The sequence below is a fragment of the Mycobacterium canetti CIPT 140010059 genome, from assembly GCF_000253375.1.
GTDB lineage: Bacteria > Actinomycetota > Actinomycetes > Mycobacteriales > Mycobacteriaceae > Mycobacterium > Mycobacterium tuberculosis.
The window spans coordinates 897,447-911,401 of sequence record NC_015848.1 but is presented as its reverse complement, the minus strand read 5'-3'; the positions used below and the strand labels follow the sequence as shown (position 1 = coordinate 911,401).

Sequence of the window (13,955 nt, the reverse complement as noted above, 5' to 3'; positions counted from 1 at the left end):
TTTGTCAGCGCCCAACGGGGACTTCGTCGTCGGCGGCGAGTTCGCCCAGCGCGGCTCCGCGAGCCGCATTGGCGAGCATGTGCTCGATGACGTTTTTGCCTAGCGCGGTCTCGCGGGGCAGCTCTATTGGATACTTGCCGTCGAAGCATGCGGTGCACAGCCGCGACGTGGGCTGCTCGGACGCCGCGACCATGCCCCGCAGCGAGATGTATCCCAGCGTGTCGGCCCCGATGGCATGCCGTACCGCCTCCAGCATCTCGTCCTCGTTTTCCACGGCGTTGGCGATCAACTCGGCCGGCGAGGGGAAGTCGATACCGTAGAAGCACGGCCACTTCACCGGTGGCGAGGCGATGCGCACATGCAATTCGACCGCACCGGCCTCGCGCAGCATGCGTACCAGCGCACGCTGGGTGTTGCCCCGCACGATCGAGTCGTCGACGACGATGAGCCGCTTGCCGCGGATCACCTCTTTGAGCGGGTTGAGCTTCAGCCGGATGCCGAGCTGACGGATGGTCTGTGACGGCTGGATGAAGGTGCGCCCGACATAGGCGTTCTTCATCAAACCCTGCCCATATGGAACGCCGGACTCCTGCGCGTAGCCGACCGCGGCGGGTGTGCCGGATTCCGGCACACCGATCACCAAGTCGGCCTCGACCGGGCATTCCCGAGCCAGTCGGCGACCGATCTCCACCCGCGCGGCGTGTACCGACCGGCCGGCGATCGTGCTGTCCGGCCGCGCCAGGTAGACGTATTCGAAGACGCAGCCCTTGGGCGTGGGGTTGGCAAAGCGGGTGGACCGCACCCCGTCGGCGTCGATAGCCAGCAATTCGCCCGGTTCGATATCACGGACGAACGAGGCGCCGACGATGTCGAGTGCGGCCGTTTCGGAGGCCACCACCCAGCCACGGTCCAAACGTCCGAGCGATAGCGGGCGCACCCCGTACGGGTCGCGGCACGCATAAAGCGTGTTTTCGTCCATGAACGTCAGACAGAACGCTCCCCGCACTGTGGGCAGCAGGTCCAGCGCCGCCTGTTCGAGGGTGGAATCGGCCGCACCGTGGGCCAGCAGCGCCCCCAGAATGTCGGAGTCCGTCGTCGCCGGGGCTGGGCAGCGGGTGGCGATCAACCCCGCGTCGCGGGCGCGGGCGGCAAGGGCAGCGGCATTGACCAGATTTCCGTTGTGCCCCAACGCAACACCGGTGCCAGCGGCGGTGTTGCGGAACACGGGCTGGGCGTTCTCCCACGTCGTGTCCCCGGTGGTGGAGTAACGACAGTGCCCGATGGCGACATGGCCCTGCATGGCCGCCAACGTCTGCTCGTCGAACACCTGGCTGACCAGGCCGAGGTCTTTGAAGACCAGCACCTGGGAGCCGTCGGCGACGGCGATCCCGGCGGCTTCCTGGCCGCGATGCTGCAACGCGTACAGGCCGTAGTAGGTGAGTTTGGCGACGTCTTCGCCCGGGGCCCAAACCCCGAAGACACCACACTCTTCCCGGGGCGAGTTCAGGTCTTGCTCGGGTTGCTGGCCGGTCACGGTTTGGCGGCTCCCTGGGGCGCGGTCGGTGACGTAATCCGAGTCTACGGCCACGACGTCTGCACCGCCGAATTCGGCTTGCGTGTCGGGCACCCCGGCACCACCCTCACACACCATAGCCGCAGCTCAGCACGCCGGAATCAGCCGAGATCCACCAGTGGCAACCAGGCCTCGATCTCACCGGCCCGCGAGCCGGAGAGCTGCAGCGCGCCGCTGGCCCGGGCCTGCGCCACCCCCGACAGCCCGGTAGCCACCAGGAGCCAGGTCCGTGGGTCGGTCTGCACGACGTTGGGGGGTGTGCCGCGAGTGTGCCGGGGCCCAGAAATGCACTGCACCGCAGCAAACGGTGGGATCCGGACTTCGACGCTGGCGCCGGGGGCCAGCGCAGCGAGCGTGCGCGCCGTAAGCCGAACCGCCGCCGCCAACACGTCCGTGTCGGGTGCTGGCAGCGTTTCGTCGCGCAACCAGTCCGCGAGGGCCAACACGACCTGCCGAGTCTTCGCCGGATCGGCTCGATCACGAGCGCTCATACCTTAGGGTCTCAAGAATCGGTGGATCCATCCAGACGGCGGCCAGGCGCCGCTGCTGAGACCGGGATCGGGTGGTATGCGAACCCAGTTCCGAACTGAACTTGACATGGCGCGGCCACAACAACCAGCTTTCCAGCCGATGTCCTTAGATCGCTAGATCTGCTGTCTTGCAAGAGTTATCGCCTTGACCGCACAATTCTGTATGGACCCCGCGCCGGCGCGCGGTCAACCTGCGCCGACCCGCGATCTGTGAGATTCTTTCGGTGACCTAATCATTTCTCCCTGAGTTCCCAAGGCGGTGACCCGATGCCCAAAATCTCTTCGCGCGACGGCGGTCGGACCGCTCAGCGCACCGTGAATCCCATCATCGTTACCCGGCGCGGCAAGATCGCCCGCCTGGAATCCGGCCTGACCCCCCAGGAGGCCCAGATCGAAGATCTGGTCTTTCTGCGAAAGGTGTTAAACAGGGCTGATATTCCCTATCTACTGATCCGAAACCACAAGAACCGGCCGGTGCTTGCCATCAACATCGAACTACGTGCTGGCCTCGAGCGCGCTCTTGCGGCCGCATGTGCAACCGAACCGATGTACGCCAAAACTATTGATGAGCCTGGCCTTTCTCCTGTTTTGGTCGCCACCGACGGGCTGTCGCGGCTGGTTGACCCGCGTGTCGTGCGGTTGTATCGACGCCGGATTGCGCCGGGCGGATTTCGCTACGGCCCGGCGTTCGGTGTGGAACTGCAATTCTGGGTATACGAGGAGACGGTGATCCGCTGCCCTGTCGAAAACTCGCTTAGCCGCAAAGTGCTGCCCCGAAACGAAATAACGCCGACAAATGTCAAACTCTACGGGTACAAATGGCCGACCCTTGACGGGATGTTTGCCCCGCACGCCAGCGACGTCGTGTTCGACATTGACATGGTGTTCTCCTGGGTGGACGGCACTGACCCCGAGTTCCGGGCGCGCCGCATGGCTCAAATGTCGCAGTACGTGGTGGGCGAGGGCGACGACGCCGAAGCGCGGATCCGCCAAATCGACGAGTTGAAATACGCGCTGCGGTCGGTGAACATGTTTGCTCCGTGGATACGTCGCATCTTCATCGCGACGGATTCAACCCCGCCGCCATGGTTGGCCGAACATCCCAAAATCACCATCGTTCGCGCCGAGGACCACTTTTCCGACCGTTCCGCGTTGCCGACCTATAACTCGCATGCGGTGGAGAGCCAGCTGCACCACATCCCGGGGCTCAGCGAGCACTTCTTGTACTCCAACGACGACATGTTCTTCGGCCGGCCGCTCAAGGCCAGCATGTTCTTCTCTCCCGGTGGAGTCACCAGGTTCATCGAAGCCAAGACCCGGATCGGGCTCGGCGCCAACAACCCAGCGCGTAGTGGCTTTGAAAACGCGGCCCGGGTGAACCGGCAGCTGCTCTTCGACCGGTTCGGGCAGGTGATTACCCGTCATCTCGAGCACACCGCGGTACCGTTGCGCAAGAGTGTGCTGATCGAGATGGAGCGGGAATTCCCGGAGGAATTCGCCCGCACTGCGGCCAGCCCGTTCCGCTCCGGCACCGACATCTCGGTGACCAACTCGTTCTACCACTATTACGCGCTGATGACCGGACGCGCCGTCCCGCAGGAAAAGGCTAAAGTCCTCTATGTCGACACCACCAGCTATGCGGGTCTTCGGCTACTTCCTAAGTTGCGGAAGCACCGCGGATACGATTTCTTCTGCCTCAACGACGGTAGCTTTCCTGAAGTCCCCGCAGCGCAGCGCGCAGAACGAGTCGTCAGTTTCCTGGAGCGCTATTTCCCGATACCGGCTCCCTGGGAGAAGATCGCCGCGGACGTCAGTCGACGGGACTTCGCGGTGCCGAGGACGTCAGCACCATCGGAGGGTGCTTGAATAGCGAATCGCGACGCGACGGTTCGATGAAAATGCCGCTCTCGGCGATTTTGCGTCGCGCCTGCCCGGGTGAGACAAAGGTGCCGACCGTTTCTCCGCCGCCCAGCGGAATCACCGAGTGCACGACGGTGTCCGGATAGACGTGCACCAGGTTGCAACCTTGGGCGCCGTCTCTGCCACGCGTTCCTCCAGCAGCGACGGTCAGGTCCTGGGTGTAGCAGGTCGCCGAGGCAACCGACACTGGGATCCCGACGAAGGTGGCATTCGTCGAGTAGTGCAGGTGCCCGGCCAAAATGGCGCGAACGTCAGTGCCCCGCAGCACTCGCCCAAGCGCAGCCTGGTCGCGCAGCTCCACCGTGACGGCCATATCCAAGACACTCGGAATCGGCGGATGATGCAACGCCAAAATGGTGCCGTCCGGCGCTGGCGTGGCCAACTCTTCAGCAAGCCAACCCAATTGGGACGCGCGGATTTCGCCGTGATGATGTCCGGGCACCGAGGTATCCAACACGATGATGCGCAGACCGTCGATCATGCACACCCGGTCCAGCGGCGCCATCGATGGCGCTTCGTCCAGCAAGAATTTGCGTAGTTCGGCCCGGTCGTCGTGGTTACCCATCACCCAGACGAGTTCGGCGCCCAACTGCGCCGCGAACGGCTCTACCAGGCCTCGGAGCTTGCGGTATGCCGCCGGTTCGCCTTGGTCGGCCAAATCGCCGGTGAAGACGATCGCATCGGGGCGTAGGCCGGACTGGTTCAACTGTTCGAGCAGTTCGCCCAGCCGGTCGTCGGCGTCCACCGCCCCGTAGAGCCGACGATCCCCCCCGATGAGATGAGTGTCGCTGATATGTAAGAGAACGTAATCCGGCCGCGGATGCTCCGCGGCCCTAAGTCTATGCACCTGAGGTGCCAACCCTCTCCATTGATTGGTTAGACAGTGACCAATCAGTATAGCGGCGCCGCCGACCAGATCCGCGCTGTTGTGAGCCGTTCCACGATCACCAGGGGCCCGATCCCGCGATCACAGCCGGGTCGAGATACCAGAACGCCGCTGGACCAGCACGGCGGCGACCGCACCGGCCTCGTTGATGGCCAAGTGCGTCAGCAGCGGTGCTGCCAGACTGCCGGACCGGTCGGCCAGCCAACCGAACATCCAGCCGGCGATACCGGTGGCCAACACCGTGAGCACCACCGGCTCGCCCGTCGCGCGCGCGTCGGCGATGTGAGACAAACCAAAGGCGCCGGCCTGCAGTATCCGTCCACCCGACCGACCGAAGGCCCGGGCACCGATAGTGGACAGCGCCCCGCGAAACGCGGCCTCCTCGGCCCACACCGTGCCGCCAGGTATGTGCCATACCAGCCAGACCGGCACCGACGCCGGCAACTCACGAGCCGACATCGACAACCGCACCATCGGCACCGGTGTCGTTGCCGCGATCGCGGTCGCCGCCGCCGCCCCCGCGGCCGAGCCCAGCCGCAGCCCGGCCCACAGCCGCGGCGGCCAAAGGCCCATCGTCGCACGAGTAACCAGCACCAACACGCTCCCCAGCCCCGCCTGCAACGGAATCCGCCACGGCGCCGGCAGCCGCGGGCCGACCAGACTCCAGCCAACCAGGCCGGCGGCCAAAGACAGGGCGCGAAGCCGACTCATCCGAAGTAGCGCGGCAACACCGCCTCGGATGTCGCACGCAGTTCGGCCAACGACACTGTGAACAAGCCCTGCACCTCAACCGCGTCCGAACCTTGATCGACGACACCGATGCGGACCGCGGGCAGTCCCCGCGCCTCACACATCCCGCGAAACCGGCTCTCCTCGGTGCGTGGCACCGCGACCAGCACCCGACCCGCCGACTCGGAGAACAGCAGCACAAACGGGTCAGCCCCTTCGGGAAGCACTATGCGGCAACCGGTTTCACCCGCTAACGCCGATTCCACGATGGCCTGGGCCAGCCCACCCTCGGACAAATCGTGCGCCGCAGACACCAGCCCGTCCCGCGACGCCGAGCTCAGCACCGCGGCCAACAGCTTCTCCCGCGCCAGATCGACCACCGGCGGCAGCCCACCCAGGTGGTCTGCGGTCACCTGCGCCCACACGGAACCGTCGAACTCGTCGCGGGTGTCGCCCAACAGCATCAACGTTTCCCCGGGCTCGGCGCCCAGGCCGGTGGGGATGCGCCGACGCACATCGTCGATGACGCCGAGCACCCCGACCACCGGCGTGGGCAGGATGGCCGCCGAACCGGTTTGGTTGTAAAAACTCACGTTGCCACCGGTCACCGGAATGCCCAGGGCCGCACAGCCATCGGCCAGACCGCGGACCGCCTGCGCGAACTGCCACATCACGCCGGGGTCCTCGGGGGAACCGAAGTTCAGGCAGTTGGTCACCGCGACCGGGGTGGCGCCGGTGACGGCGACGTTGCGGTACGCCTCGGCCAACGCGAGTTGCGCGCCAGCGTAGGGATCCAGCAGCGTGTAGCGTCCCGACGCGTCGGTCGATACCGCGATGCCCCGGCCGGTCGACTCGTCGACGCGCAGCATGCCGCCGTCGGCGTGCTCGGCGAGCACCGTGTTGCCGCGCACATAGCGGTCGTACTGCTCGGTGATGAACGCGCGGCTGCACAGGTGCGGGCTGCCCAGCAGCGCAAGCAACGTCGCGCGCAGCTCGTCACCGGTGACCGGCCGCGCCAGCTTGGCCGAGCGGTCGGCGTTCAGCGCGTCCTGCGAGTCGGGGCGGGCGACCGGGCGCTGATACACCGGGCCTTCGTGAGCCACGCTGCGCGGCGGCACGTCGACCACCGTCTCGCCGTGCCAGGTGATCTGCAGCCGGTCGCCGTCGGTGACCTCACCGATCACCGCCGCCAGCACCTCCCACTTGCGGCACACCGCTAGGAATGCGTCGACGTTCTTCGGGGAGACCACCGCGCACATCCGCTCCTGCGACTCGCTACAGAGCACCTCGGCGGGCGTCATCTCCTTGGCCCGCAGCGGGACGCTGTCCAGCTGGATAGTCATTCCGCCGTCACCGGCGGATGCTAACTCCGATGTGGCACACGATAATCCGGCTCCGCCTAGGTCTTGGATGCCGATCACCAGGCCGCCCGCGTAGAGTTCGAGACAGCATTCGATGAGCACCTTCTCCATGAACGGGTCGCCGACCTGCACCGAGGGCAGCTTCTTGCGGGATCCCTCGGCATCGAAGGTGTCCGACGCCAGCACCGACACCCCGCCGATACCGTCGAGCCCGGTGCGCGCGCCAAACAGGATGATCTTGTTGCCGGCGCCGGAGGCGAACGCCAGATGCAGGTCCTCCTGCCGTAATACGCCGACACACAACGCGTTCACTAAGGGGTTGCCGGCGTAGCACGGGTCGAAGACGGTCTCTCCGCCGATGTTGGGCAGGCCCAGGGAGTTGCCGTATCCGCCGATGCCGCGGACCACGCCGTCGAGCACGCGGCGGGTATCGGGGGCGTCGGCGGGGCCGAACCGTAGCTGGTCCATCACGGCGACCGGTCGGGCGCCCATGGCCATGATGTCGCGGACGATGCCGCCCACCCCGGTGGCCGCGCCCTGGTAGGGCTCGACGTAGGACGGGTGGTTGTGTGACTCCACCTTGAAGGTGACCGCCCAGCCGTCGCCGATGTCGACGACGCCGGCGTTCTCGCCGATGCCGGCCAGCATGGCCGCGCGCATCTCGTCGGAGGTGGTCTCACCGAAGTAGCGCAGGTGCACCTTGGAGGACTTGTACGAGCAGTGTTCGCTCCACATCACCGAGTACATGGCCAGCTCGGTGTCGGTGGGCCGGCGGCCCAGGATCTGGCGAATCCGCCGGTATTCGTCGTCTTTGAGGCCCAGCTCACCATACGGTTGTGGTTGGTCGGGTGTGGTCGCGGCGTGTTCGACGGTGTCCAGCACCGACGTTTTGCGCGGGGTCCGGGCGAGCGGAGACATCACGGAGGCAGTCTAGGCCCCATCGCGCTGCGGCCGCGTTGACACGGACAAGCCGACGGGTAGGTATGCCCGCGCAAGAACCCCGGTGGCATCAGCCGTCGGGCTGACATCGGGCGGGCGCTCAGGATGGTGGTGCGCAAAATGGAACCATGTCTCGTCACTGGCCGTTGTTCGACCTGCGCATCACCACGCCGCGGCTCCAGTTGCAACTGCCCACCGAGGAGTTGTGCGACCAGCTGATCGACACCCTCCTGGAGGGAGTCCACGACCCCGACCGAATGCCGTTTTCGGTTCCGTGGACGCGAGCATCGCGCGAGGACCTGCCGTTCAACACGCTGTCGCACCTATGGCAGCAACTGGCCGGGTTCAAGCGGGATGACTGGTCTCTGCCGCTGGCCGTCCTCGTCGACGGTAGGGCCGTAGGCGTACAGGCCCTGAGCTCCAAGGATTTCCCCATCACCCGTCAGGTGGATTCTGGATCATGGCTCGGGTTGCGTTACCAAGGCCACGGCTACGGCACCGAGATGCGGGCGGCTGTACTGTATTTCGCGTTTGCCGAGCTGGAGGCGCAGGTCGCGACGTCGAGGTCGTTCGTGGATAACCCGGCCTCGATCGCGGTATCCCGCCGTAACGGATACCGCCACAACGGCCTGGATCGCGTGGCACGCGAAGGGGCTATGGCAGAGGCGCTGCTATTCCGGCTGACCCGCGACGATTGGCAGCGGCATCGCACGGTTGAGGTTCGGGTGGACGGGTTCGACCGCTGCCGGCCGCTTTTCGGCCCCTAGGAACCGCCTCGTTATTGACCCGCCACGCAAAAAGCGTTGCCTTCGGGGTCAGCCAGCACCACCCAGCGAAAGCTCTCGCCGACCTGATGCCGCCCGACCTCGCTGGCTCCGGCGGCGACCAGGCGCAACACCTCGGCATCCAGGTCCTTGGTCGTGAAGTCGACGTGCACGCGGTTTTTCCCAGGGGCGGGATCGGGCACCTTCTGGAATCCCAACCGCGGTCCATCGGGCCGGGCGACCACGACGAATTCGCCGGGCAGCAGTTCACGCGTCGTACCATCGAACTGCTCGGCCCACCAGCCGGCAAGCTTCGCAGGGTCGCTGCAGTCGAAAGTGACCATCTCTACCTTGAGTGCCATACCGCCCGACCCTATGCCTCGGATAGCTCGGCGGAAAGAAACGCTTGCAGTGCCGCCGAATAGGCGGCTACGTCGTGAGCGCCCATCAACTCTCGCGCGGAGTGCATCGCCAGCTGGGCGGCGCCGACGTCGACCGTGGGGATTCCGGTACGCGCCGCGGCCAACGGCCCGATCGTCGACCCGCACGGCAGATCGGCGCGATGCTCGTAACGCTGCATAGGCACTCCCGCGCGCTGGCAGGCCAGCGCGAAAGCCGCCGCGGTGCGTCCGTCGGTGGCGTAGCGCAGATTTGGGTGCACCTTGAGCACCGGACCCGCGTTGACTTCGATCAGGTGGCTCGGCTCGTGACGGTCCGGGTAGTTGGGGTGCGTCGCGTGCGCCATGTCGGCCGAGGCGAGCATCGAGGTGGTCAGCCGGCGCAGGAAATCCTCCCGGGTGCCGCCGGCCGCCAGCACGATGCGTTCCAGCACGGCGGTCAGCAGGTTGGACTGCGCGCCGTGGTCCGAGGCCGAACCCACCTCCTCGTGGTCGAAAACCACCAGCACGGGCAAGTAGCCGCGCGGTGCCGAGTCCACGTCCAACGCCAGCAATGCCTCCATTCCCGCATAGCAACTGGCCTGGTTGTCCAACCTCGGCGCGCTCAGCAGGCTGGCAGTGCCATCGACCGAAGCGCCGATCACCGCCGACGGGGTCAGGTCATGAGTCATCAGATCCGCGGCCAGCACGTCGGCCGCCGCCACCCCGGCGCGCTGGGCGACGTACCCCACAAACGACTCCACCCGATCTCCCACGCCCCATACCGCGTTGAGGTGTCGTTGCGGATCCAGCGTGAGCGACTTGCGGTCCTCGGCCAGGTGAATCGCCAGCTGCGGCACCCGCAGGATCGGGTCGTCGATCCGGACCAGCCGGTGGCTGACCCCGGCACCGTCTCGCACCGATAGCCGCCCGCTGATGCCCAGATCACGATCCAGCCAAGAGTTCAGCCACGCTCCCCCGTACGGCTGCAGGGCCACCACCTGCCAGCCGGCGACCACCCGGTCCGGGTTCTGCTTGACCCGCAGGTTGGGACTGTCGGTGTGCGCCCCAACGATCCGGAATGGGACCTGCGTGTGCCCGCTCTGCTCGGCGTTCCACGCCACCAGCGAGCCGGCCCGGACGGTGAAGTACCGGCCCGGTTTGTCCGGCCAGCGATCCGCTTCGCGCAGCTCGCGGTATCCGGCGCCGAGCAGCCGTCCCGCCACCGTCGCGCAGACGTGAAACGGCGACGGGGACGCGTCGATGAATTCGCACAGGCCGTGTGCCGTGGCCGCCATGTAGCCATGTCTAGCATCACCGGAATTGCAGGGACGTTAGGGTCGTGGCTGTGCCTGCCGTCTCTCCGCAGCCGATTCTGGCGCCGTTGACTCCGGCCGCGATCTTCCTGGTCGCCACCATCGGCGCCGACGGCGAGGCGACGGTGCACGACGCACTGTCGGAGATCTCCGGCCTGGTGCGTGCGATCGGCTTCCGTGACCCGACCAAACACTTGTCCGTGGTCGTCTCGATCGGGTCCGACGCCTGGGACCGCTTGTTCGCCGGACCTCGACCCACCGAGCTGCATCCGTTCGTCGAGCTGACCGGACCACGGCATGCCGCCCCGGCAACTCCCGGCGATCTGTTGTTCCACATCCGGGCCGAGACCATGGACGTGTGCTTCGAGTTGGCCGGCCGCATTCTCAAGTCGATGGGCGATGCGGTGACCGTTGTCGACGAAGTGCACGGCTTCCGGTTTTTCGACAACCGTGATCTGCTGGGCTTTGTCGATGGCACCGAAAACCCAAGTGGCCCAATCGCCATCAAGGCCACCACGATCGGTGACGAGGATCGCAACTTCGCCGGCTCGTGTTATGTGCACGTGCAGAAGTATGTGCACGATATGGCCTCGTGGGAATCCCTCTCGGTCACCGAGCAGGAGCGTGTGATCGGCCGGACCAAACTCGACGACATCGAACTCGACGACAACGCGAAGCCAGCCAATTCACACGTAGCGCTCAACGTCATCACCGACGACGACGGCACCGAGCGCAAGATCGTGCGACACAACATGCCGTTCGGCGAAGTCGGCAAGGGCGAGTACGGCACTTACTTCATCGGATATTCGCGCACGCCGGCGGTGACCGAGCAGATGCTGCGCAACATGTTTCTCGGCGATCCGGCAGGCAACACCGATCGAGTGCTTGACTTTTCCACCGCGGTGACCGGCGGACTGTTCTTCTCACCCACCATCGACTTTCTCGACGATCCACCGCCCCTACCGCAGGCGGCGACGCCGACTCTGGCAGCCAGGTCGCTATCGATCGGCAGCTTGAAAGGAAGCCCCCGATGAACAATCTCTACCGCGATTTGGCACCGGTCACCGAAGCCGCTTGGGCGGAAATCGAATTGGAGGCGACGCGGACGTTCAAGCGACACATCGCCGGGCGCCGGGTGGTCGATGTCAGTGATCCCGGGGGGCCCGTCACCGCGGCGGTCAGCACCGGCCGGCTGATCGATGTTAAAGCACCCACCGACGGCGTGATCGCGCACCTGCGAGCTAGCAAACCCCTTGTCCGGCTGCGGGTTCCGTTTATCTTGTCGCGCAACGAGATCGACGACGTGGAACGTGGCTCTAAGGACTCCGATTGGGAACCGGTCAAGGAGGCCGCCAAGAAGCTGGCCTTCGTCGAGGACCGCACAATATTCGAAGGCTACAGCGCCGCATCAATCGAAGGGATCCGCAGCGCGAGTTCGAACCCGGCGCTGACGTTGCCCGAGGATCCCCGTGAAATCCCTGATGTCATCTCCCAGGCATTGTCCGAACTGCGGTTGGCCGGTGTGGACGGACCGTATTCGGTGTTGCTCTCTGCCGACGTCTACACCAAGGTTAGCGAGACTTCCGATCACGGCTATCCCATCCGGGAGCATCTGAACCGGCTAGTGGACGGGGACATCATTTGGGCCCCGGCCATCGACGGCGCGTTCGTGCTGACCACTCGAGGCGGCGACTTCGACCTACAGCTGGGCACCGACGTCGCAATCGGGTACGCCAGCCACGACACGGACACCGTGCGGCTCTACCTGCAGGAAACGCTGACGTTCCTTTGCTACACCGCCGAGGCGTCGGTCGCGCTCAGCCACTAAGGCACGAGCGCGAGCAGACATAAAGGTCCCTTTTCGCCCGGCGTAGTAAGAGAGCTTTTGCGTCTGGTGGGCGATAGGCCGGCACGGCTCACCGGCGCTAGGCGCGCGTAGCGTCGCTGGCAGAGTCCGACGAAAGGATCTTTGATTATGACCGCGGCCCAACAGGACCAGGCGCCAATGGCAACACCCGGCTGCCGTGAGGGTGAAACGTATGACGTCGTCGTGCTCGGCGCGGGACCCGTTGGACAGAACGTCGCCGATCGTGCCCGCGCGGGGGGCCTGCGTGTCGCGGTGGTAGAGCGCGAACTCGTCGGGGGTGAATGCTCCTATTGGGCCTGTGTGCCCAGCAAAGCCCTGCTGCGTCCGGTCATCGCGATCTCTGACGCCCGACGGGTCGACGGCGCGCGCGAAGCAGTCGACGGCTCGATCAACACAGCCGGCGTCTTTGGCCGCCGCAACCGCTACGTGGCCGACTGGGACGACACCGGCCAGGCCGACTGGGTGAGTGGAATCGGCGCGACGCTGATACGTGGTGATGGGCGGTTGGACGGTCCGCGACGCGTCGTCGTCACCAAGTCGAGCGGAGAAAGCGTGGCGCTGACCGCCCGGCATGCCGTTGTCATCTGCACCGGAAGCCGGCCAGCACTCCCCGACCTTCCCGGCATCATCGAAGCCCGGCCATGGACCAATCGCCAAGCCACCGACAACAGTACGGTCCCCGACCGGCTTGCGATCGTCGGCGCCGGCGGCGTCGGTGTGGAGATGGCGACCGCCTGGCAGGGACTGGGCGCCTCGGTGACCCTGCTGGCTCGGGGATCTGGCCTGCTGCCTCGGATGGAGCCGTTTGTGGGGGAACTCATCGGTCGCGGACTGGCCGACGCCGGCGTTGACGTGCGCGTGGGAGTATCGGTACGCGCGCTGGCCCGCCCCGACCCAACTGGCCCAGTGGTCCTTGAGCTGGACGACGGTACCGAGCTGCGGGTCGACGAGGTACTCTTCGCCACCGGCCGAGCACCGCGAACCGACGACATCGGCTTGGAGACAATAGGACTGACGCCGGGCAGCTGGCTGGACGTCGATGACACCTGCCGGGTGCGGGCTGTTGACGACGGTTGGCTCTATGCCGCCGGCGACGTCAACCATCGCGCGTTGCTGACCCACCAAGGCAAATACCAGGCGCGGATCGCCGGCGCCGCGATCGGCGCCCGTGCCGCCGGACGACCGCTAGACACCACGTCGTGGGGCATGCACGCGACCACCGCCGACCATCACGCGGTGCCGCAGGCATTCTTTACCGACCCCGAAGCCGCAGCGGTCGGCCTGACAGCTGATCAGGCCGCACAGGCTGGTCACCGGATCAAAGCGATCGATGTCGAAATCGGCGATGTCGTTATGGGAGCCAGGCTCTTTGCCGACGGATACACCGGCAGGGCGCGCATGGTGGTCGACGTCGATCGGGGCCATCTGCTGGGCGTGACCATGGTTGGCCCGGGCGCCGCCGAGCTGTTGCATTCGGCCACCGTCGCCGTCGCCGGCCAGGTGCCAATCGATCGGTTGTGGCACGCCGTTCCGTGCTTCCCGACCATCAGCGAACTGTGGCTGAGACTTCTTGAATCCTACCGAGATTCGTTTTACCTGCTGGTATAGCCAACCCGCCGCCGCGCCGCTGAACCCGCGGGGGGACTGCGGTGGTCTGCGGCGGTTCCCGAGCGCTCGGCCGGTGCCGGGCGTG

General features: G+C 66.0%; 12 protein-coding genes. 5 read left to right on the top strand and 7 right to left on the bottom strand.

The window, feature by feature from the left end; all coding sequences use genetic code 11:
* Positions 1-4 precede the first annotated feature (4 nt).
* The gene (purF, locus tag MCAN_RS04215; protein WP_003911290.1) at positions 5-1,534 is read right to left on the bottom strand and encodes an amidophosphoribosyltransferase; all 1,530 of its coding nucleotides are present in this window, start codon (positions 1,532-1,534) and stop codon (positions 5-7) included.
* Positions 1,535-1,674: 140 nt separating this feature from the next.
* Positions 1,675-2,064 carry a sterol carrier family protein gene (locus MCAN_RS04210; RefSeq protein WP_014000435.1) on the bottom strand — a complete coding sequence of 130 codons (390 nt, stop codon included), beginning with the start codon at positions 2,062-2,064 and terminating at the stop codon, positions 1,675-1,677.
* A 306-nt stretch (positions 2,065-2,370) separates the two neighbouring features.
* Here MCAN_RS04210 and MCAN_RS04205 point away from each other — a divergent pair, with 306 nt between their 5' ends.
* Entirely contained in the window at positions 2,371-3,969 is a 1,599-nt protein-coding gene (locus tag MCAN_RS04205) for a stealth family protein (protein WP_014000434.1), read from the top strand.
* On the opposite strand, the gene cpdA is transcribed toward MCAN_RS04205, so the two are convergent.
* From cpdA to purL, 3 genes are all read right to left on the bottom strand, one after another.
* Positions 3,914-4,870, bottom strand: a complete 957-nt coding sequence (cpdA, locus tag MCAN_RS04200) for a 3',5'-cyclic adenosine monophosphate phosphodiesterase CpdA (protein WP_014000433.1) — start codon at positions 4,868-4,870, stop codon at positions 3,914-3,916. The genes MCAN_RS04205 and cpdA overlap by 56 nt on opposite strands.
* Before the next feature lie 120 nt (positions 4,871-4,990).
* Positions 4,991-5,620, bottom strand: coding sequence for an Rv0804 family intramembrane glutamic endopeptidase (locus MCAN_RS04195; protein WP_014000432.1), 630 nt, complete (start codon positions 5,618-5,620; stop codon positions 4,991-4,993).
* The gene (gene purL / locus MCAN_RS04190; RefSeq protein ID WP_014000431.1) at positions 5,617-7,881 is read right to left on the bottom strand and encodes a phosphoribosylformylglycinamidine synthase subunit PurL; all 2,265 of its coding nucleotides are present in this window, start codon (positions 7,879-7,881) and stop codon (positions 5,617-5,619) included. Before purL ends, MCAN_RS04195 begins: the two co-directional genes overlap by 4 nt.
* A gap of 185 nt (positions 7,882-8,066) precedes the next feature.
* Between purL and MCAN_RS04185 the strand changes: the two genes are divergently transcribed.
* Entirely contained in the window at positions 8,067-8,705 is a 639-nt protein-coding gene (locus MCAN_RS04185) for an acetyl-/succinyl-CoA transferase (RefSeq protein ID WP_041180028.1), read from the top strand.
* Between the two features lie 11 nt (positions 8,706-8,716).
* Here MCAN_RS04185 and MCAN_RS04180 read toward each other — a convergent pair whose 3' ends face one another.
* Together MCAN_RS04180 and MCAN_RS04175 are read right to left on the bottom strand one after the other, a co-directional pair.
* On the bottom strand, positions 8,717-9,064 hold the full coding sequence (locus tag MCAN_RS04180; RefSeq protein WP_014000430.1) for a VOC family protein: 348 nt from the start codon (positions 9,062-9,064) through the stop codon (positions 8,717-8,719).
* An 11-nt stretch (positions 9,065-9,075) separates the two neighbouring features.
* Positions 9,076-10,377 carry a M18 family aminopeptidase gene (locus tag MCAN_RS04175; protein ID WP_014000429.1) on the bottom strand — a complete coding sequence of 434 codons (1,302 nt, stop codon included), beginning with the start codon at positions 10,375-10,377 and terminating at the stop codon, positions 9,076-9,078.
* Positions 10,378-10,421: 44 nt separating this feature from the next.
* On the opposite strand from MCAN_RS04175, the gene MCAN_RS04170 reads away from it, so the two are divergent.
* The 3 genes from MCAN_RS04170 to MCAN_RS04160 all read left to right on the top strand — a co-directional run bounded on the left by MCAN_RS04170 (position 10,422) and on the right by MCAN_RS04160 (position 13,870).
* Complete coding sequence (locus tag MCAN_RS04170; RefSeq protein ID WP_014000428.1) at positions 10,422-11,429, top strand: Dyp-type peroxidase; 1,008 nt, start codon at positions 10,422-10,424, stop codon at positions 11,427-11,429.
* Positions 11,426-12,223 (top strand): family 1 encapsulin nanocompartment shell protein, encoded by a 798-nt coding sequence (locus MCAN_RS04165; protein WP_014000427.1) that lies wholly within the window; start codon positions 11,426-11,428, stop codon positions 12,221-12,223. The genes MCAN_RS04170 and MCAN_RS04165 overlap by 4 nt, the downstream gene beginning before the upstream one ends.
* A 147-nt stretch (positions 12,224-12,370) precedes the next feature.
* Entirely contained in the window at positions 12,371-13,870 is a 1,500-nt protein-coding gene (locus tag MCAN_RS04160; RefSeq protein ID WP_014000426.1) for a dihydrolipoyl dehydrogenase family protein, read from the top strand.
* The last annotated feature ends 85 nt before the right edge of the window (positions 13,871-13,955 follow it).